8 protein-coding genes, 2 tRNA genes and 1 pseudogene are annotated in these 22,027 nt (G+C 37.8%); 5 read left to right on the forward strand and 6 right to left on the reverse strand.

Translation table 11 applies throughout. The annotated features are described in order from the left end of the window. Positions 1-219 precede the first annotated feature (219 nt). Positions 220-293 (reverse strand) — tRNA-Gln (locus tag ACFINE_RS07885). A 261-nt stretch (positions 294-554) separates the two neighbouring features. On the opposite strand from ACFINE_RS07885, the gene ACFINE_RS07890 reads away from it, so the two are divergent. Next, positions 555-944, forward strand: a complete 390-nt coding sequence (locus ACFINE_RS07890) for a VOC family protein (protein ID WP_375621639.1) — start codon at positions 555-557, stop codon at positions 942-944. Between the two features lie 232 nt (positions 945-1,176). Beyond that, positions 1,177-1,266 (forward strand): annotated as a pseudogene (locus ACFINE_RS07895) (DNA adenine methylase); the annotation flags it as partial. Positions 1,267-2,845: 1,579 nt separating this feature from the next. Here the strand turns inward: ACFINE_RS07895 and ACFINE_RS07900 are convergent. From ACFINE_RS07900 to ACFINE_RS07920, 5 genes are all read right to left on the reverse strand, one after another. After that, positions 2,846-2,916 (reverse strand) — tRNA-Gln (locus ACFINE_RS07900). A gap of 64 nt (positions 2,917-2,980) precedes the next feature. Next, positions 2,981-3,739, reverse strand: coding sequence for an ABC transporter ATP-binding protein (locus tag ACFINE_RS07905; RefSeq protein WP_375621640.1), 759 nt, complete (start codon positions 3,737-3,739; stop codon positions 2,981-2,983). Then, the gene (locus ACFINE_RS07910; RefSeq protein ID WP_375621641.1) at positions 3,736-4,611 is read right to left on the reverse strand and encodes an iron chelate uptake ABC transporter family permease subunit; all 876 of its coding nucleotides are present in this window, start codon (positions 4,609-4,611) and stop codon (positions 3,736-3,738) included. The genes ACFINE_RS07905 and ACFINE_RS07910 overlap by 4 nt, the downstream gene beginning before the upstream one ends. A 67-nt stretch (positions 4,612-4,678) precedes the next feature. Further along, a complete protein-coding gene (locus ACFINE_RS07915; protein WP_375613670.1) occupies positions 4,679-5,635 on the reverse strand; it encodes an ABC transporter permease in 957 nt (318 codons plus the stop codon). Between the two features lie 103 nt (positions 5,636-5,738). Continuing rightward, the gene (locus ACFINE_RS07920) at positions 5,739-6,689 is read right to left on the reverse strand and encodes a siderophore ABC transporter substrate-binding protein (RefSeq protein ID WP_375612402.1); all 951 of its coding nucleotides are present in this window, start codon (positions 6,687-6,689) and stop codon (positions 5,739-5,741) included. A gap of 198 nt (positions 6,690-6,887) precedes the next feature. Here ACFINE_RS07920 and ACFINE_RS07925 point away from each other — a divergent pair, with 198 nt between their 5' ends. The 3 genes from ACFINE_RS07925 to ACFINE_RS07935 all read left to right on the forward strand — a co-directional run bounded on the left by ACFINE_RS07925 (position 6,888) and on the right by ACFINE_RS07935 (position 21,654). Continuing rightward, the gene (locus ACFINE_RS07925) at positions 6,888-13,898 is read left to right on the forward strand and encodes an autotransporter outer membrane beta-barrel domain-containing protein (protein WP_375621642.1); all 7,011 of its coding nucleotides are present in this window, start codon (positions 6,888-6,890) and stop codon (positions 13,896-13,898) included. A 677-nt stretch (positions 13,899-14,575) separates the two neighbouring features. Beyond that, on the forward strand, positions 14,576-17,704 hold the full coding sequence (locus tag ACFINE_RS07930; RefSeq protein WP_375621643.1) for an autotransporter outer membrane beta-barrel domain-containing protein: 3,129 nt from the start codon (positions 14,576-14,578) through the stop codon (positions 17,702-17,704). A gap of 1,175 nt (positions 17,705-18,879) precedes the next feature. After that, complete coding sequence (locus ACFINE_RS07935; protein WP_375621644.1) at positions 18,880-21,654, forward strand: autotransporter outer membrane beta-barrel domain-containing protein; 2,775 nt, start codon at positions 18,880-18,882, stop codon at positions 21,652-21,654. The last annotated feature ends 373 nt before the right edge of the window (positions 21,655-22,027 follow it).

Genomic DNA, 22,027 nt, shown 5'->3' on the forward strand with positions numbered 1-22,027 from the left:
ATCATCTCAAATTGTGATTTTGAGCAGAAAAGAAAAAGAGGCTTTAAATGATCTTTGAAAGGTCTTTGAAGACCCTTTGAGAACCCCTTAAAAACTCTTTGAAAAAAATAAATTGGTACAAAACCTAGTGGCAAATTATACAAAACCTGCTGGCAAGCTACAGTGGCAAATTATACAAAACCTGCTGGCAAGCTACACGCTGGCAAGCTACATACAAACTGGCTGGGGAACTTGGATTCGAACCAAGATTGACGGAGTCAGAGTCCGCTGTTCTACCATTAAACTATTCCCCAATAAGCCAATTTTACCATTTCTAGCAGATTCTATAGTGTAGGCAAGTGCAAAAAATCTTTAGATTATCGATAATAAAGAGCGATAGGGATATCATTATAATCCCAGTAGGGGCGTCCTCGATATTTTAGCATATAGCAATAAGCGAGTAAAAACATACAAATAGAACACACCGCGAACGGAGGCATCATAAACTCTTTTTGGAATATTCCCTAATATAGGTGTATCATGTCAGGCAGTTACTACTAAATCATGGAGAATTTATGAGTAATATCCCTACTTATCCTGTTACCCCAAACCTACAGTTGGTATACGTCTCAAACATAGAGTATTCTACGGCTTTTTACAAATTCATCTTCAAGAAAGAACCTGTGTTTACCTCGCCACGCTATGTTGCATTTGCTTCTTCGGGGGATGCTCTCTTTGCTCTCTGGTCTGGGGGCGATACGCCTGAGGCAAATGCACCTCGTTTTTCAGAAATCGGCATTATGTTGCCTACTGGAGAGGACGTAGATAAGCTCTATGCGGAATGGAAAGAGCAAACCACTGTTGAGATAAATGTTTTGAAGGAACCGTATACTGATGTATTTGGACGTATCTTCCTAATCAAAGATCCAGACGGACATATTATTCGTGTTTGTCCACTGGATTAAAAAGCTTGAGATCTGATCTTTAATTGTCTGAATTATAATACCTGAATTATAATAATTGTCTGTTTCCAAAACCTATAAGCTATGCAAGCTAAGAGGCTTACTTACGACGCGTGGCTTATCCGTTCGGTGCTGTTCCACTATATTCAGCCCCACAACCTGCCTGTTTCCACAGGCGGTCTAATTGGCTTGGACATCAGTCGGCGTTATTGCATGGCCAGCGATCAGTACTTGTAAAATCATAGAAGCTATCCCTCATCGCACTTATATTGAGTCTTTTATTGGAATGGGAGGAATATTCTTTACAAGGAAATTGATATCTTTATGAAGTTAAAAAGGCATTGTACATAAAAACTAATAAAATCAATATATTAAGTACAATTATTTTATATGAATCCACTTAAGAAGCCCTACTTTTATGCATGTTTGAATTGATCATTTTTTATATAAGATTGCCATGGATGTATAGACTATAAAAAGCAAATCATGATGCAAATACTATAACGCATAGGTGCATTCAAATGAAATGAAAAGCGGTTATCATTCATAACAGTTCATAAATTTTATGATACGTTTTTATTATAGCACAAATCACATTGTTTTAAATTTCAGTCGTTTGGAATTATCGATAACATAAATTGTATACGTTTAAGAATGGATGTGTTTTGCTCTTTATTTGAGTGTAACCTTAAAAGGAATAATCGTTTGAAACGATCATAAGCTTATAGATTGAGTTCATAAAGATTGCATAAAAGAATTTAAAGACAAGATCATTTTTAAAAACACTTACTAAAAAGTTAGTAAATGATAGGCAGGCATTATATAGATACTATCATCACAATATAGAATGAAAATCACAATGTTATGTCTTATGAAATTGAAAGCCTTTTAATGATATAACGCAAGCAAGCGAGAAAAAAACGTTTTAAAAGTTACAGTTTAAAAATACGAAACCAAATGAGCTCTCTCAAAATTTGGGGGGCACCTATTGAAAAAAAGATGAGGCAGCAAAATTCAAAACCATTGTAACATCTAAGGTATGGGATTTTATTCAATTTTGAGTCAAAAGCTATAATGTTTAAAGATGGCTATTCTAAAGATAACGCCTCCAAAATTGGATTGGTTAATTTTGCCAACTCAAATTTGAGCTGGTTAATTTGCAAAGAAGTTACATTTGAGTGCAAAATGAAAAGATACTTATGAAAGCCTTATTGAGAAGACATTTATTTAAGATGCATTTTCTTTTGATTGGATTGATAAAGTTACCAAGCGTTTATAGATTCTATAATGCTAATGAATGATATCAAATCATAGCTATCATTTACGTTTCTTTTGATAAGTTTTCATATTTCTAAATAGAGCACTTGCAATATGATACGTTTTGTATATATGAATTTATTACTCCATTGTGGATGATTCATTTGAATCTTATAATCAATATCTGAAAGCCGCGTCATATCATTTGGCTCGGCTTTCTTTTTTGAATTCTCTCTTTAGATAGGTTTGTAGCTATTAGATAAGGCTTTCCCGTAAACAGAGCCAGATATACGTGTATTACTATGGAAAGGATTTATTTGCGAGAGGATTACCAGACAATGTTTGTTTTGCTTGCGCAAGAGAAAAATTCTTCTCTCTCAATGATGTGTCTCAGATCTGAAAAATCTTTAGCCAATTTAAGATAAAAGAGGTTGGCACATCTTATACATGTGGTTCAAAGAATCCGCACCGGCTCAAGAGCTTATCATCTCAAATTGCAATTTTTAGAGGAAGAGAAAATATGCATTAAAGGGATTTTAAATAACCCTTGAAAGTTTTTGAAGATCCTTTGAAAAAAATAAATTGATGCAAAATCTGCTTTCAAATTATACAAAACCCGATGACAAGCTACAATCATTAAATACGGGCTGGGGAACTTGGATTCGAACCAAGATTGACGAAGTCAAAGTCCGCTGTTCTACCATTAAACTATTCCCCAATAAGCCAATTTTACTATCCCTAGTAGATTCTATAGTGCATGCAAGCGCAAAAAATCTTTATGATTATCGATAATAAAGAGCGATAGGGATGTCATTAATTGTTTTGATTTGAATATCGACATCATAAATGTCTTTAAGAATTTCTGGTTGCATAATTTCTTTTGGAGTCCCACAATAGGCCGCTTTCCCATTTTTCAATGCAACAATCATATCTGAGTAAGATGAGGCAAAATTAATATCGTGCATAACAATAAGAATGGTTTTTTTCAATTCATCAGCTGTGCGGCGTAATTGCTTCATCATAGAAACCGCATGTTTCATATCCAGATTATTTAATGGTTCATCTAAAAGAAGATAATCAGTGTCTTGGCAGATAACCATGGCTATAAAAGCGCGTTGACGCTGACCGCCAGAAAGTTCATCTAAAAAACGGTCTTTTAAATCTTGTAAGCCGAGATAGCGTAGCGCACTGTCGATAAATTGTTTATCTTCATGTGTATACCAGCCTTTTGAATAAGGATAGCGTCCGAAACTTACTAAATCGTACACGGTTAAGCGAAAAGACAAAGGATTTTCTTGACGCAGAATTGAGAGTTTTTGAGCCAAAATATCGTGGGGCATTTTATCAATATTAAAGCCGTCGATATGAATTGTACCATTATGGTGTGGCAAAAGACGTCTTATCAGCATTAAAAGAGTTGACTTTCCCGAACCATTGGGGCCAATCAGAGAAATAATCCCCCCTTTTGGAAGATGAAGGCATAAATTATCGATAATCAATCGTGTTCCGTAAGCCTTGGAAAGATGATTGATCTCAATCATTTTAGTTTTCCCTTCATCAGTAACATTAAGAAAACAATTCCCCCACAAAACTCAATGATAAAACTTAAACGCCCTGCCATATGAAAAATTTGTTCTAAAATAAATTGTCCCCCCACCAGACAAATAATAGCCAATAATATTGCAATTGGAACAACAATACTGTGTTTTGCTTGAGGAGAAAGTTCATAGGAAAGGTTGGCAACTAACAGTCCAAAAAAGGTGACGGGGCCTACTAATGCGGTGGAAATGGATACGAGAATGGAAACAAAAATAAGGACAGCTGTCGCACTTTTGTGGTAATTAACGCCAAGATTAAGAGCATTTTCACGTCCCAAAGCCAAAATATCAAGAAGATGACGGGAATGCCATCCAATCAGACTCACAATGAAGACAATGATTGTGGCAAAGCTTATTAATGGTGTATTGAATTTATTAAAATTTGCAAACATAATATCGGTTAAATTCATCATTTGGTCTGGATTTAGTTGCAATTGCATAAACATCCGTAAACTGAAAAAAAATCCGCCTAAAACAACACCGATTAAAAGCGTCAAATGAAGTCCTTTTAGGCTTCCTGAAAAGAGCCAGCGAAAAAGGCTTATTGAAAAAAGGATAAGAATGAGGGCTTCAAGAACAAGCTGTCCTTCTTCATTCAAAAAGGGCAAAGAAAGAGAGCCTACAAAATACATTAGGGCAGTCTTTATTAAAATATAAAGCTGATCAAATCCCATAATTGAAGGAGTAAGAAGACGGTTATTAACGATTGTTTGAAATAAAACCGTGGAAACGCTTATTGCATAGGCAATAAGAAGTAGAGAGGAAAGTTTTGTAAGACGAAATTTCCATGTATAAACATTGATATTCCACGTCATGTAAAGACTAATGACAGTGCATGCTATGATGATAAGTGTTGTTAGTACACATATTGTTTTTCTTCTTCTATCCAAGACGCTTTCTCCAGCGTAAAAGCAGTATCATAAAAATAAAACTACCGATTACACCCATTATGGTGCTGATGGGAATTTCAAGAGAGGGATGAATGATTCGTCCTAAAAGATCACAAATCAAGACCAATCCTGCACCGCTGATGGCCACCCAAGGAGCGGTATAGCGCATATTATCTCCCATGAAACTTGAAACAATATTTGGAATAATCAACCCAACAAAAGGAATACGGCCAATGGTACACACAACAACAGCAGTGATTGAGGCGACAATAAAAAGACCAAAAAACATGACAACACGATAATTCAATCCAAGGTTATTGGTTAAATCTTCTCCCAAACTTGCAACCGTAAAGCGATCAGCAGTACAATAGGCCAGAATACAAAGGGGAAGAGATAGCCATAAGAGTTCATATTTTCCTTCAAGAACCATCGAAAAACTGCCAAATAAGTAAGCTTGAAGAGAAGGAAGTAACATTTCATAATCTGCAATGGCATTGGTTAAAGAGCCAATAATATAGCTTAGCATAATCCCTGTAAGGGGTACAATGAGAGCAGATTTTAGAGGAATGCGTCGCAATAAAAACATAAAAAGTAAAGTGCCTACCATGGCAAAAATTGTCGCAACGACCATTTTTCCTAAAACAGGAATATCGGGCCAAAAAATCATAATAAAAAGAATGCCAAGGGAAGCAGATTCAATGGTTCCAGTGGTTGATGGTTCGACAAAGCGATTGCGTGTTAATAGTTGCATAATCATGCCTGAAAGTGCAAGTGCTGCGCCTACTAAAAGGATTGCAATGGTACGAGGAAGACGTGTTTGCCAAAAAATAAGCCACGCATGGGGATCGGCTGCAAAAAGGTTAGAAGGTGTGACATCAGAATAACCAACAAAAATGCTGAGGATAGACAGGAAAATTAGAAGTGTTATGGTTATCCAGTAATTCTTCACGTTAAATCATTTTCTAACAAAATATACAAAAAGCAAAGACTGCTTAATAAACAACCTCTGCTTTTAAATTTTATTTATATAGCAAGCAAGCTCTTTCGTGCGCTTATTTGCTCTTTGTAAAGGCTTCATTGATCTGCTGTGCGGTTTCAATGAGTGCTGTTAAACCACCATTTGCACGATACCAACTCCAAGAGTCCAAATAAATAATTTGGTTTTGTTTGCTTGCTGTTGTGCGGTGAACAAGCTCATTGTTGAGCAATTGTGCTGCGGATTGTCCTTCCCGTCCAATGGCTGCATCGCGATCAATCACTAACAACCAATCAGGATTGGTTTCAAGAATGAATTCAGGAGAAATGAGTTGTCCATGTTTTTGCACGGTAAGTTTATCGGTTGCAGGGGCAATTCCAAAAGCGGAGTGAAAAATATCGAAACGTGATTTGGGTCCGAAAGCACTGATTTTTCCACCAGAGGTCATGAGTATGAGCCCGGTGCCTTTTCCTTGGGTATTTTTACGGACTTCAGCAAAAGCTTCATTGATTTTTGCAATTTCCTTTTCTGCTTCTTGTGTTTTACCAAAAATTTTTCCAAGGATAGACACATTTCGTTTTATATCTTCAAGAGAATTTTCGTTTTCTACGGTTAGATCAATTGTTGGGGCTATTTTGGATAAGTCTTTATATTTTGCTTGAGTTCTGGAGGAAATAATAATCAAATCGGGTTGAAGAGTGGCAATTTTTTCATAATCTGGCTCAAAAACGGTTCCAATTCTTTCATATTTTGCATCGTCAAATTGTTGCAGATAGGAAGGTTTTTTTCCTTCAGGAAGGCCGATAACTGCTTGGATACCAAGGCGATTCATATTATCTAGCGAGGCAAGATCAAACACAACAACCTTTTGGGGAGAAGTGGGAACAGAAGTCGTGCCTGAAACATGATCAATTGTTATATTTGTCTGGGTACTCGTATTTGCAATACTCGTATGCGTCCACAAAATCGTTGCAAAACTAATTGCAACCAGTAAAACAGAAGTCATCCATTTCATATATTTTATCATCGTGATTTTATCCTTTTATCTAATATTACAAGGGTTTGTGCACTTAAAAACTTAACTTTGGTATTTTTATGCACAAAATGACGCACTGATAAATAACACTATGTTGTAAAGTTGACTAACATATGTTACAAACCGTTCACTTACCTCATTTTCACTTAATTCTAGTGTTTTTGCAACATTATTTAGAAAGTTTGACATATGATCAATGTATTTAAAAAGCGTACACGTTTGTACGCACTGACAACAAGTGCTTTCTTCTTTTTACAAGGTGTAGATGTTTCTATGGGGAGTGGTTGGTTCTCATCATACCTTCCTTCAGTTTCATTGCCATCATTATCATCATTTACCTCTTTCATTGGCGGATCGAGCACAGGGGCTATAACACCACCCGGAGGAGTGGAGGTTTCTGGAAGAGCAGAACCTAGAGTCGGTGATACTGTTAATAGTGGTCCTGCTCAGCCTCAGCCTCAGCCTCAGGCTCAGGCTCAGGCTCAGGCTCAGATTGTGCCTGTTTTAAATCATATTCGACCTATTAGTGCTTGTCATTCTAGAAAGAATAATATTTTTGTTCCTGGCATGATACGGAATGTTGCAAGTAGTAGTGTTCGTGTTGCGAGTGTTGCAGGTGCAGTACCTGGTGTTGCGAGTGGTGCAGGTGCAGTACCTGGTGTTGCGAGTGGTGCAGGTGCAGTACCTGGTGTTGCGAGTGGTACAGGTGCTGTGCCAGGGGTCCCAGGTTCAGGTGTCCTATCTACTCCTAGTTCAGGCGTCTTATCTACTAGGATGGAAACAGTAGTAAATGTGCCGCAAGCAGGTGTACCAGCTGGCTTTGATGGCTCATTAGCTCTTGTACAAGATACTTTATTATCAGGTAATATAGCAGGAGGAGGATTAAACACTGTAAGTCAACAAAGACCAAAGGCTATATCAGGTGTTGCGAGTGGGGCAGATACAACGAATCTGCCTGCTATTCCAGGTGTTGGTCCAGGTACTATATCAAATGGTGCTTTGAATAGTATGCCAGGTGTTCCAGGTACAGGCGGTGTATCTATTAGGAAGGCAAGAGCAACAAGAGCAGAAAATGTGGAGGCAAAAGAAGCAAAAACAGCAATAGCAAGTGGGAAGAGAGCACGTGAGGGGCATGCAGGTGTGCCAAGTGGAGTAGGTGGAGAGTTAGTTAGATTACTAGATGTTCCAAGAAATGTAGATGTTTGGACATTATTTAATATTCCGAAAAAAGATAGTTTAGCTGAAACATATTTTCCAGTGGGGGAAGAGGCGCTAAGAGTACAAAAAGCGAGTGCAGATGGTCTTATTGGTATGCCAGGTATATCAAGTTTTGTATTGAATTCTTTAACACCTGATAGAGCAGGTCTTTTTGTGCCTGGTGTGAGTGTATCTACACCGGTTGGTGATGGTGTTGGGGCTCTAGAATTTATAGATTCTGTGGAGGCAGGTAAAGGATTGGCTGATTTACTCAATGGTGATCAGCGAATATATGGATCTATTTCCTGTGATCAGTCCGGAGTATATGCTCTAATAGGGGGGACTATTATAGCGGATCAAGGTGAGAGCGCTGTAAATGTGGAATCTCCCCTTGATGATGGGAAAGTAGTTGTTAATTTGGACGAAGTATCCATTGAAAGTATGAATATTGGGAAAGAACTTTCTGAAAGTTTATCTGCAGTAGGTATACAGGATTATAAAGTAGGTATAGAGAACATAGGTAGTTTATATATTCATGATCCGCTTTATGTTGGTGTATATGTCGGAGATTCTGCTTCAAATATGGGTGCGGAGGTTAAATTGAAAAACTCAAATATTCAGGGTTTTTTTATTGGACTTCGGGCTGAAGAGACTGGAAAGATCACAATGGTGGGGGGAGGAATCAGAGATGCGTATATAGGTGCTCTTGCTAGTGATAATGGGTGGATTGTTTTAGAGAATGTAGATATTAATGTTAAAAGAATCGGTTTAGTTAGTTTGGGTCCATCCGTTATCGAGATGAGGTCTGGAGCAATTACCGTGAAAGAGGGTGGAATAGGAGTTATCTCTACAAAAGAGGGGACTGTTCTACTAGACGGGACGGTTATCAATGTTGCTGAGGAACCAAAAACTACAGAAGTTGGTACTTCGGAGACGAATATAGGTTTATTGTCACTTGGAGGTACTATTTCCTTTAAAAATGGAAAACTTAGAGCTCCTAATACTATTGCATTTTTGGTAAGTGATAGCTTTAAGAATAATATCTCTGGAGCTTCTAATAGAGTAGAAGCGGAGAGTGAGGATGGCAATGATACGCAACAGGATTCTGACGCTAATAGTGATTCTTTCGTTGGTGAGGTCATCTCTATTGAATCTAGAGATGGCGCTGTCCTTAATAATATTGGTTCCGCGTATTTTGAGGCTTTATTCCCTATAGAGAATTTTTTAGGAAGCGGTGCAGATTCTGGAAGTACTAGTGCACCATCTGGAGCTGGCGCTGGAGATTCTGCAGTGGTGGCGTCTGAGCCAGATGCAAACTCTAGAGTTGTCAACTTAATAGTTTCTGATATTCAAAATTCAACCGTTAAAGTTGAAGGTAAGTCTTATGGTGTATTTTTTGGTGATATACCTTCGAATGTGAGGAGAAAAAATGATCAAACGAGTGTGAGACAAGAAAGTGGTCAAAATGTAGGTCAAAATCTGAGAGAGGGTGGAATAAAAGATGATGGAGATAGTTTGCATGCAGTTCTTTTGAAAAATACGGTTTTCAGAGTTCCTAATGGTGTGGTCATTTATGGTAACAGTTTGGATGGGTACGTCGTTGTAAAAGATGACTCAACTCTTTCGGGTGATTTAGTGTTGAAAGCTGAAGAGGGGTCGCATTTGTCGGTTTTTGTTGAAGACTCTGTCGTCATGGGGGGAGCTCACGTTGATAAAAAATCTCAAGCTAGGCTTTTTCTATCTGGGGGATCAGAGTGGTATTTAACAAAGAATCTGCATAATAGTTTGGAAAATTCAAATACGGGTTGTGTAGATTCATGTCTTTCGTCTATGAATCTTGTAGATAGTAATGTTAGATTTTTTACTTCTTTGAAAAATGAAAATACATCTAATAAAGATATTGAGTATCGAACCCTTCGTATAGGAGATGGGGATGGAACAGTTTATAGTGCTGCTTCTGCCGCTACAATTTACTTCAATGCAAATTTGATGCCTAGCAATACAGAAAATTCTCAAATATCTGACAGATTGTTGATTCATGGTGATGTTTCTGGAAAAACAATGGTAGTTGTGAATGATACTTCTGATGGTATATCACAAAGTCAGGATACACCTCATAGCATTTCAATTATTCAGGTTTTTGGAAATGCAGAGAGGGATTCTTTTAAGCTGAAAGGTGATTATATTACACGAGAAGGGTTACCTTATAAGTATGTTCTTCGTGCTTATGGTCCAACTACTCCTCCGAAAATGCAGTATTTTGATAAGACATTACTTAAAAATAGTAGAAGTGTTTGGGATTTTCGTTTAGAAAATGAATATTTTATACCTCTCGTTTCTGCTTATACTGCTACTGCTAATTTTCAACTTACTTTTAAGGCTAAGCCACTTGTTGCAGTTGATTCTACTAATGCTTCTACTGAAACTGCAATAAATACTAATGCTGACACTGGTGCTGGTGAAGTAAATAGTGAATCCATAACTCCTCCTGTATCTGGGGAATCTGCATCTGTAGTCTCTGTTCAAGGCAATTCACTTTTGAGATCTGAAACATCTGACGAATTTTATGAAGATGATGATGACGAAGATTTTACGGAATCTGAAACATCTGAGGTTGTAGTGCATACCTTTTTACCTGTTACTCCATCTCCATCATCTGTTACTCCTTCTTTATCCAGAAATTTGGCACCTTTAGTACCTCCAAGAGTTAATTTAAGTGGGAGATCTGATACAGGTAGAGGACCTGTAATATCTGCCGATGAAATTTTTGTAACACCTGGGGATCATATTGTATCTAAGAGGCCATCACCTATAAAATCAGCTGCTGCTATGAAGGCTGCTATGAATGCTTCTGTTCCTGTTGTTTCTGAGGTAGCTGTTATATCTTCTAATGGAGTTTCTGCTATGAAGCCTTCTACTTCTGAGATATCTGCTATATCTAATGGAGCTTCTGCTGTGCAGTCTTCTACTTCTGAGATATCTGCTATATCTTCTAATGGAGTTTCTGCTATGAAGCCTTCTGCTCCTGAGATACCTGCTATATCTAATGGAGCTTCTGCTATGCAGCCTTCTACTTCTGTGGTTTCTGAGATAGCTGTTATATCTTCTAATGGGGCTTCTGCGAATGCTTCTTCTCCTGTGGTTTCTGAGACATCTGCTGTATCTTCTAGAGCTGTTGGGCGTGTTCTTATGCTTAGTCGTACTGGTAATGGAGATGTTTCTTCTAAGGAAACGGTTTCTTCTACATGTGATGATATGAATAATGGTGAGAAGGGATCACAGACTACTTATTTGTGTAGAGATGGTAAATCGCGGACAATAACAGGGAAGACACTGAAGGTAAGTGATAAAACTCAGCATCCTATGCATGCAAAAAATCAGGATACGGTTATTAAGTTAGAGGGAGCCACAATTAGTGGTGCGGATTTTTCTGATAGCAAAAATAATGTTGATTTTAATGAAATATATGCCGTGAGTGCTGTGCTTGCAGAAGAGGGGGCAGAAGTTGTTTTGGATAATAAATCAACAATTACCTCTTCTGTGATTGGGCTTGAAGCGCAAAGTGGCGGGAAGGTTACAATGCATGCTGGAACAGTCAATGCGCGTTATGTAGGCGCTTTGGCGGGTTCTGGATCATCTGTTAATTTAAAGGATACGAAAATTAACGTAACGGGGGATTTAGCTGTGGCTGGTTTGGCGAGTCAGGCTGGTGAGGTAACTATGGACTCTGGAACGGTTATGCTGACAAATGGAGTGGCTGTGAGATCAGAAGCTGGGGGACGTGTAAGATTAAACAAAGTTAATATTACTGCGAAAAAGGAAGCAGGAAAGTCGAATTCTACAGAGAAATTTGGACGTGCAGCTTTTTTGGTGAGTGATAATGCTTCTGTTGATTTTAAGAATGGAAATGTTGTTACTGATGCTCATGGTTTGTGGATTATAAAGTCTGATGATAATGTGGTTGAGACCGGCTCTTCCAGGAGAAGGAGATCTTCTGACGTTCGTCCTACTATGAATCACGTAAATATCGAGTCTTCTACTGTTAAAGTGGAAGGTGACGGAGTCTACGGCATATATTTTGATGGGGGAACACAGAAGGAAGCGAGTCAACAAAATCGAAGTCAGGATTTAACAACTGAGAAAACAAATGTTGTTAAGCGGAGTACTGTGTCCAAACAGGAAAAAACGCCTATAGGCATAACAGGGACAGTTTCGTTGAAAAAAACTGATTTTGAAGTTGCAAATGGTATAGCTATCTATGGTAATAATTCTGGTGGTCGTGTTTCATTAGAAAATAAAACAACTCTTGCTGGTGACTTGTTATTAAAAGCTGAGAATGATTCGAACATATTGGTTTCAGTTGATAATTCTATTGTTACAGGCGGTGTTCGCGTTGATAAAAATTCTTATGCAAAATTAGACTTGGCTAATAATTCACAGTGGATTCTAAAAAGAAGTGCACAGAGGAATTTGGGGGCTCTAGATTCAGGATGTGTGGATTCATGCATTTCTTCTGTAAGTCTTGTAAATAGTGCTATTGATTTTGCACCTTCGGAATCTGAAGGAAAATATCAGACTCTCCATATTGGAAATGGGAAAGGAACTGTTTATGCGGCACAGGGTAATGCTGTAATTCATCTCAATGCACGTTTAAATCCTCGTGATCGGAGTGATCAGCAAGTCACTGATCGGCTTGTCATTCATGGTGATGTTTCTGGAAAAACAAAAATACATGTACGAGGTGATGCGGGCAATGTAGGAGATGGTAAAGCGAATGCCAAGATTGCTCATACTGTTTCAATTATTCAGGTCTATGGTCAAGCGAAGAAAGACTCTTTCCAACTCGATGGCAATTATGTTGCACTGAGAAACTCACCTTACAAATACACCCTTCGTGCTTATGCTCCAGAAGCGACTTCGAAACAGGAGCATGTTCAGCAGAAATTTGTTAAGGATGGTGGAGAATTTTGGAATTTCCGTTTAGAAAATCAGTATGTTAAGTCTGTTGGATCTGCTGCCCTTCCTGAACAATTTGTAAGGTCTGTTGTTCCACAGGTTCCAACTTATCTCAGCTTGCCTAATAGTGTATTCCACGCTGGTTTAATGGATATTAGCAATCAAAATAAGCAATTGGAGACGTTGCGGATGACTTCTACAGGAATGGTAGAGGTTCGTGAAAATCCCGCTTTATACTTGCGCGGCTATGGTGGAAGTTACCGTTATGCTTCAGATCTGTCCGCACTTGAATATGGTTACGGAGGTGATCTTAGTTATAATGGTGTAGAGGCAGGTGTTTTGCTGCAAACTATTGAAAATGCTGATAGTGCTATATCCTTTGGCGTTATGGGAACTTATGGAAAACTTTCTCTGCAGCCTGTGAATGTTGAGCAAAGCCAGAAGAGTGCATTTGATAAATGGACTGTTACGGTATATGGTAGCATGCAGCATAATGTTGGCTTCTATGTCGACGGTCTTTTATCCTATGGTCTGTTCAAAGGTGATGTTCTCACCCTTGCACGGGGTAAAACAGCAACATTAAAAGGTAATCCTTTGAGTGTTTCTTTAGCTGGTGGTCAGACAATTATGACAGGATATAAGGGCTTTGTCTTTGATCCGCAGGTTCAGGTTGTGTATCAACATCTCCAGTTTAATAAGGCCCGTGATATCGACAATTTTAATATTGAAATGGGTAACCTTAATCAGTGGGTAGCACGTGTTGGTGGACGCTTAACCAAGATTCCTACAGGTTCTGAAGGCGTGAATGCTATTGCTTTCTATGGTAAGCTTTATCTTGCTCATGGTTTTGAAGGAAAACAGTCTGTGCATTTCAATGATGCTTTCAAGTTAGGAGCTTTTGGTTCTTCTCTAGAGGCTGGATTAGGTTTTAATGCCAAATTGTTGCCACAGTTCTCTCTGCATGCTGATATTCTCTATCAACATAAGCTTAATAAGGCTGGTTTTTCGGGAACAAGTTTTTCCGGAGGAATACGTTACCAGTTTTAATATAAGGTACACTATGTACCTTTTTAGAAAAGGCAGCACATTGTGCTGCCTTTTTTCTTTGTAACAACTTGTGTTGTCTTTAAAAGATTTTCGTCTTCTTGATTGAGCAAAAAAAACATAGTTTGTTTTGTGTATGAGAGCACTTTTCTCCGCTAAAGCGAATTTTCTTAAAATTTATGCTGCTACTGATGCGATAGAGTGCTTCGCTTTTATCGGCTTTTTAAGCGTTCAGCAGACCGGTATGCGTTACGTGATCCTTTTTGATACTGTATTGATATTATCTAATATAATATTTGATGTTTTCTAAAGCTCGTTTTTGAGAGTTTGTTTTTTACGGATTTAAATCATTGTTTCATTCATCTCTTTGTGGATTAATTTTTAAAGTTCACAAGGCTAGATTGTGTTTTTAATTAATTGCACGCACTGGTTTCATTTTTTCTTTACACGAAATACAGAATGCATTATACACTTATAAATTGTGTTTTGTTGTTATTCTCTTATAGATGGTTTTTAGCGTAGAGCTTTTGCCAAATTTATTGGGATAATTCATTGCACAGTTCAAATAAGCATGAGGCATGTTCTTTTGTTACACTTTTCGTATTTTTGAGGTGTGCAAGGGGGTGTTTTGTAAGTGCTTTTGTTTTTAATGAGAGGGGAAGGAAAGTTTCGAGGGAACTATGATTAAAGTTTTTAGAAATCATGTATGTTTATGTGCTTGTACAACAGCTATCCTCTCTTTGCTTCAAAATGGAAGAGAAGTGTATGCGGCTGCAGAGGGGAAGGATAGTAAACCTTATGTTATAAAGGTTATCCCAGTTGTCTCTGCTAATTCTTCTCCTTATCTTAGCGGGAATAATAAGCATAAGCTTCCTCTTAGTGGAGAGAGTGGGGATAATTATTACCCTTCTAATATGATTAATGTTGGCAATAACGATGAGGGTATTCGTGGGGGGAGTGACTATCGTAAGCTGAGTGGAGTGGATGGATGGAATGGACATAAGGATAATGTAGATAACTCTGTTAAAGATGCAGACTCTGATGGAAGAGGAGTAAATCCTGGGTTTTATTACTATAGTGGATTATATTATATATGCGATAATTGCGGGGAATCTAAAATTGATAATAAATCTTATACAATTACGAACGAAAATGTTTCCAACTATCCTGATGATCCTACTGCTATAACGGTGAAGCGGATAGGGTCCAGAGTTGATGGAGAAAATGTAACTGTTAGCAGTGAAATTTCTGATAAATCTTTTTTGCGTGGTGTGGCTGTATCCGATGATGGAAAGATTGTTTTGAAAAAAACGACGCTTAAAAATACAAAGTTAGCTCTTTTTGCTCATAATGGAATCATTGAGGTAAAGCAGGGGATTATAGAGGACAGTGATAGGGCTGTTGAAGCTGTGGGGAATTCATTGGTTATTTTAGAGGGTGCAAAAGTTAATACGCGTGATGGGAAGGCAAGTCTTTCCAGTTATAGCGGGGCAGATATTTGGGTGGAAGGTGGGGAGGTTAACTTTACCAACAGTCATGGGATTTCTGCGATGTTGGGAGGGACGGTGATTCTCGATGGTGTCACTCTTACTGGAAAGGGCCACAAAGACAAAAATGATGCAGCTTTTTTAATGGATGAAGGGGGGCGTGTTGAGTTTACAGGGGGGACTATTAAGGTTGAGGGTGCACATGGTATATTATTAGAAAATCCCGTCAAGCCTTTTAGTGTTGTACCAGAACGCTCTGACTCAAAAGATGAAACTGAAGATTTATCGAATAACTTTTATGTGACCGAGGCTAACTTTAAGTCTTCTTCTATTACAGTAAAGGGTGAGGGATCTTATGGTATCTATTTTCAGGGAGAGAAGCCATGGAGCGAAGGTGGAGGTAAAAAAGAAGAGATTTCATTAGAGGAAGAAAAAGCTCCACCACGATTGGAAGTTGTTAATTTGGATACAACAGAGTTTTCTGTTGAAGACGATACCGCTCTTTATGGCAGCAATGTTATTTCTGGTGCGGTGAGTTTGATGAAAAGCACTCTTCGTTCAGGGAATTTTTTATTAAAAGCTGAGAAAGGGGCATCTGTGATCGTTTTGGCTGATGCTTCTACGCTTGAAGGTCGCACACACGTTGATAAAGACTCTAATGCCGAACTTTATTTAGGAGGTCGTTCTACATGGATTTTACAACAACCGCTGCAAAAAGATCAACATGGGGCTGCACATGATTCTTCTATTTCACTCGTTAGTCTTATGGGTGATAGCTCTATTAATTTTAAAAGACATGAATCTTCTTCTGTTGATAATTATCAAACTCTTCGTATTGGAAAGGGAAAGGGTGAGGTTTATAGAGCACGGGAAGGTGCCTCTATTTCCCTTAATACATATCTGAATAGTGGTGGTGCTCTTAATCATCAAAAGACTGATCGTGTTTTAATTCATGGTGATGTTTCGGGAAAAACAAAGCTCCAAGTGCATGGAGTTGCAGGAAGTCCAGGAGGATATACGGGAAAGGGGGGGAATGCTGAAGGTATTTCAATCATTCAGGTTTCTGGAGAAGCAAAGCAAGATTCTTTTCAGTTGGAAGGTGGTTATGTAGCCTTAAACGAATTACCTTATCAGTATAAGCTTTATAGTTATGGTCCAGAATCTGAGTTTGGAAAAGCAAGTATGGATCAGAGATTAGTTGAAGGTAACGGGGAATTTTGGGATTTTCGCCTTGAAAGTAGGTCTATAGATTCTGATGTTCAACCTAAACCAGATCCTGCTCCTAAGCCAATTCCGAGACCAGAACCTTCTCCAGAACCAGCTCCGGAGCCTCATCCTCGTCCTAAGCCGGGCGTTAAGGCTGTTGTTCCGCAGGTTCCGACTTATCTCCTTTTGCCTAATGCCTTACGTCATATTGGTTTGATGAATGTTAACAATCAAAATAAGCGGTTAGAAGCTTTGCGAATTACTTCTGGGGGCTTATTAGAAAGTCGTGAAAATCCTCTCTTTTTTGTGAGCGGTTATGGCGGCAATCATCGTTATACTTCAAATCTTTCCACGCTTGAATATGGTTATGGCGGCGAGTTTGATTATAATGCACTAGAGGCAGGTGTTTTGCTGAAAGCAATCGAAAATATGTATGGTTCCACTTCTTTTGGAGTTATCGGGGCTTACGAGAGATTTTCTTTGCAACCTTTGAATGTTGAGCAGAGTCAAAAAAGTACATTTGATAAATGGTCAGTTACGGCATATGGTGGTATGCAGCATGATGCAGGTTTTTACGTTGATGGTCTTGTGTCTTACGGCTTGTTTAAAGGTGATGTTCTAACAACTGCACGTGGCAAGACGGCAACATTAAAGGGTTTCCCTTTAAGTGCTTCATTGACTGCTGGTAAAACGTTTATGGTGGGGGAAGACGGTTTTGTTTTTGATCCGCAAGTTCAGGTTGTTTATCAATATCTTCAATTTAATAAGGTGCGTGATGTGGATGGCTTTGATATTGATTTAGGAAAGCTTCATCAGTGGGTAGGGCGTGTTGGAGGGCGTTTAACAAAGAGGCTGGTTGCTACTGATGAGGCTCAGGTTGTTTCTTTCTATGGCAAGCTTCATCTTGCTCATGGTTTTGAAGGAAAACAATTTGTGCATTTTAAAGATGCTTTCCAGCTAGGTGCTTTTGGTTCTTCATTAGAAACAGGATTAGGTTTTAATGCCCAATTGTCTCAAAAATTTGCGCTTTACGGCGATTTGGTTTATCAGCACAAACTAACGAAAGCTGGTTTTTCTGGAACGAGTTTTTCAGGTGGATTGCGTTATCATTTCTAGTGTTGTTCCTGTTTTTGATTAATCTTTCAAAAAGCCACAAGTTGTACTTGTGGCTTTTCTCATTATCTATTCATCTTGTGTTATAGCATTTTTACGAGAGTATGACTTTGCATATCTTTAATATGCTTTTAGGTTGGACTTCTTTCATTTTTTTGAAAAGTCTGAAGAGTTTGTACGTTATTGTTTCAAAACGCGTATTTCAGAGTGATTATTATATTATTTATAATGTTTTGATTTATAAAGATATTTTTAATTTAGGGTGCTGAAATATTTTCAAGGATTTTATGATGAATCCATAAAAAGCATTCCTTTGTCTATTATATGTAAAATTGGCAGGTGGATAATCATTTAAGAAAGGAGTCAATATAATTTGGGGAATTATATTAAGAGGAGAGGATTTACAATATTAGAAATTAGCAAAGACAAAGATGCTACTCAGGCACAATGAGGGCTGTATCCGATGAACTTGATATTATATCCGCTGTCGTTGTGAAATGGGGATGGAAAAAATGAGAGATATCTGAGAAAATTGGTGAATGAGAAACATAATGACGTATTGTTTTTTGAAAGTGTGTTTTCTTTAAATGCATAAATAAAAAGATGAAGTCATGTGTCATCTTCACTTTTTAAAATATGGCTCTGAATGTTTTTGAATATTGTAAAGTTGAATTAAAAGGAAAAGGTAAAATCGGAACTGATTTTTACACGTTCCTACTTTTTATTAGACTGTCTTACCATGAAGATTGCCTAAAAGGCATATGTGAACTCTTGTTTCTCAATTTTGGCATATGTTTTGTCTGCTTACAGAGTGTACACTGTTTCAATATAATATTATCGTAAGGATGTTGATTATATCCGTTCTGGCGGTGATTAGACGGCAGTTAAAGTAGGTGTTCTTAATGCATGTCAACTGACTAAGGGTGTTTTTGACTAACAACGTTAAAGGTGATTTTTCTGTCGTTCTTCAGTTATATTTTTGCAAATTCTTTGTAAAAGCGACAGATTTAGATTGTATTTTCGAGTAATTTTTTTATTCCATATTTACATAAAACACAAAAAATATTAATAAACTCACGATATTAAAACCTAAACGTATTAAATATTTTTCTTTTGGTTAAGTTTTTTGATACGTTATGTGTAGATCTTAGTAAGAAGAGGGGGGTTATGGTGGAATTATGGTCAATCTATTTAAAAATCGCTTCTCCTTATGTACTTTTACAACGGCACTTCTTTTTTTGACACACAATGTTGGTGTTTTTGCACGCAATGCTGAATCTCAGGTTATCTCTGGAAAAAAGCAGTCTTCATGTGATCAGAATGCAGCATTTTATCAGTGTTCTGATGGTGGAGCGCACGAAATTAATAATAAAGTTTATTCGTTAATGGATAAAAATGTTAATGGTGTTCATGGAGCCATGGAGGCGTCTAAGGAAGGTACAATTATTCGTGGCAAGAATATAACTGTTAAGGGTATTTTGGATGAAAAGAATAACTCGGAAAACAATTTTTGGAAATATGGAGTAAAGGTATCAGAAGAAGCGGGCGTCTTTCTGAGCGATTCCACGTTGAGTGGGGTTTTAGTGGGGGTGGAAGCTCAAGGTGGATTCATCGTAATGTCTGGTGGATCAATTGATGCAATCAAAGTGGGGGCTTTTGCTGGAGGAAAATCTCAAAGTGGTGTTGATTTAACGAATACGCAAATTAGCCTAGGGAGAGTTGGGGTTAAAGCAGAAGAAAAAGGATATCTTATTTTAGAGGGTGTCTCTATTACCGGCAAGGGGAGTACCGGCAAGGATGATCAAGGGCTGGATGCAGGTCGTCAGGCAGCTTTTCATATATCTGAAGATGGTTATGTTCAGTTTATGAAAGGTTCTGTTGATGTTACTGATGCTCATGGGCTTTTATTGCAGGGAGATAAAGCTCCTCAGATTAATATTGGAGATTCCAATATTACAGTGAAAGGTAATGCATTTTATGGTATACACTTTGAAGGTGTGGCAGCATCAGAAGGTTCGTCAGAGGGAAAATCATTGCGCGTTGATTTGAAAAAGACGCGTTTTGTCGTTCCAGATAGTATAGCTGTTTATAGCAGTCAATCTGGAAAATCTAAAATATTTTTAAAGGAAACAAAGCTTTTTGGGGATTTGTTGCTGAAGGCTGATCGTAACTCTTCTATAGAGGTTGTTGCTGATGCTTCTGCACTTGTCGGTCAAACTCAGGTTGATAACAGTTCTAAAGTCGACCTTATCTTGGGAAATAATTCACAGTGGGCTTTATTGCAACCAAGACAGAAAAAATTACAAGATCCTAATTATAGAGGTGTTTCGTTTATTTCATCGGTACACCTTTCTAATAGTTCCATTACTTTTGAAAAACCAAAGTCCAGTACTAATCATGCATATCAAACGCTTTATATTGGAAAAGGAACAGGTATTGTTTATCAGGCTTTTGGTGATGCTTGGATTCATTTGAATGCACGTTTAAATCCTAGTGATACAAGTGATCATCAAGTAACGGATCGGCTTCTCATTCATGGTGACGTTAAGGGAAGAACTATAGTCCATATACAAGGGGTTGCGGGAGGTTTAGAAGAAAAAAACGAAAAAGCGCATAGTGTTTCAATTATTCAAGTTTATGGAGATGCATCGTATGACTCTTTTCAACTGAATGGGCAGTATGTTGCATTAAATGGCGCGCCTTATAAATATGTTCTTCGTTCTTATGGCCCAAGTGTTACTAGAGGGGAGGAGCATGTTAAACAGAGATTTGCTTTGAACGGAGGAGCATTTTGGAATTTTCGTTTAGAAAATGAATATGTTCAAACTGCTGATTATAGAGAAACTCCTATGGTTTCTCAACGTACACCTCCTGCACGTGCTTCTGTTGAGGATATTATTCCCGAATCTTCTGGTGATGTTGTTCCAGCGTCTTCTACAGATAGTCTTTCTGAAATTGAAAATGTTTCTCCGTCTCAACGAGGTGTAAGATCTGTTGTTCCTCAGGTGCCAACTTATCTACTTTTGCCGAATAGTTTGTTCCACGCTGGTTTGATAGATATCAGCAATCAAAACAAGCAGTTGGAGATAGTACGGACTAATCTTAGTGGAATGTTGCAAATTCATGAAAATTCTGCTTCATTTTTGCGTGGCTATGGTGGAAGTTATCGTTATGCCTCAGATTTATCTGCGCTTGAATATGGTTATGGGGGAGATCTAGGGTACTATGCACTAGAGACAGGTGTTTTGCTACAAACTGTTGAAAATGTTGACAGTGTTATATCCTTTGGGGTGATGGGGTCTTATGGAAAGCTTTCTCTACAACCTCGAGATGTTGCACAAAGCCAAAAAAGTACATTTGATAAATGGACTGCTACAGTTTATGGAAGTATGCAGCATGATGTAGGATTCTATGTTGATGGTTTGTTATCTTATGGTCTGTTTAAGGGAGATGTTCTGACAACTGCGCGGGGTAAAACGGCAACATTGAAGGGTAACCCTTTAAGTGTTTCCTTGATGAGTGGTCAGAAAATTGCCACAGGATATGAAGGTGTTGTTTTTGATCCACAGGTTCAGGTTGTTTATCAGCATCTTCAATTTAATGAGGCCCGCGATATTGATAATTTTAATATTGAGATGGATAAACTTGATCAATTGATGGTGCGTATGGGTGGTCGCTTGATAAAGACTCTTACTGCGTCTGAAAAAGATCGTGATGTTTCTTTTTATGGAAAGATTCATTTTGCCCATGATTTTGGAAAAGAAAGGTCTGTGCGCTTTAAAGATTCTTTCCAGTTAGGGGCTTTTGGTTCTTCTCTAGAGGCTGGATTAGGTCTTAATGCTCGCTTGTCTCAAAAATTTGCGCTTCATGGTGATTTGGTTTATCAGCATAAGTTAAGTAAAGGTGGTTTTTCTGGAATCAGTTTTTCTGGTGGATTGCGCTATCGTTTTTAGGATGATCATCTTGAGGTAAGTTGTTTAAAAAACCACAAGCTATGCTTGTGGTTTTTTATTATTTGTTTGCAACTTTTTAAATAAGTTTTTTAAAAAAATGTTTTTTTGCATGAGCTAGTTTGTTTCTTTTTAGAAACGAGATAAGGCTTTCTGGTTTGCAGTTTTTGCTTCTTATGCTGTTTTTCTTCTTTGAGTTTATTTTTATTAAATTCTCTTGAAATCACTGCTTTGGGGTGGAATTTTTATTTCTATCTATATTTTTACGCGTTTTTATAAATAATACAATTTTAAATTGTGATATTTTGGGATTCTGGCTTTACATAAAACATAGGGTGGATATATAAAATACAAAACGTATTTTAAATTATCACGC

The sequence above is a fragment of the Bartonella sp. AA97HXZ genome, assembly GCF_042196985.1.
Taxonomy (GTDB): Bacteria; Pseudomonadota; Alphaproteobacteria; order Rhizobiales; family Rhizobiaceae; genus Bartonella.

Coding starts and splice junctions, on each gene's coding strand:
- ACFINE_RS07920 (WP_375612402.1), bottom strand. CDS start 6,689: ATGATAAAATATATGAAATGGATGACTTCTGTTTTACTGGTTGCAATT.
- ACFINE_RS07905 (WP_375621640.1), bottom strand. CDS start 3,739: ATGATTGAGATCAATCATCTTTCCAAGGCTTACGGAACACGATTGATT.
- ACFINE_RS07910 (WP_375621641.1), bottom strand. CDS start 4,611: ATGACGTGGAATATCAATGTTTATACATGGAAATTTCGTCTTACAAAA.
- ACFINE_RS07890 (WP_375621639.1), top strand. CDS start 555: ATGAGTAATATCCCTACTTATCCTGTTACCCCAAACCTACAGTTGGTA.
- ACFINE_RS07930 (WP_375621643.1), top strand. CDS start 14,576: ATGATTAAAGTTTTTAGAAATCATGTATGTTTATGTGCTTGTACAACA.
- ACFINE_RS07935 (WP_375621644.1), top strand. CDS start 18,880: ATGGTCAATCTATTTAAAAATCGCTTCTCCTTATGTACTTTTACAACG.
- ACFINE_RS07925 (WP_375621642.1), top strand. CDS start 6,888: ATGATCAATGTATTTAAAAAGCGTACACGTTTGTACGCACTGACAACA.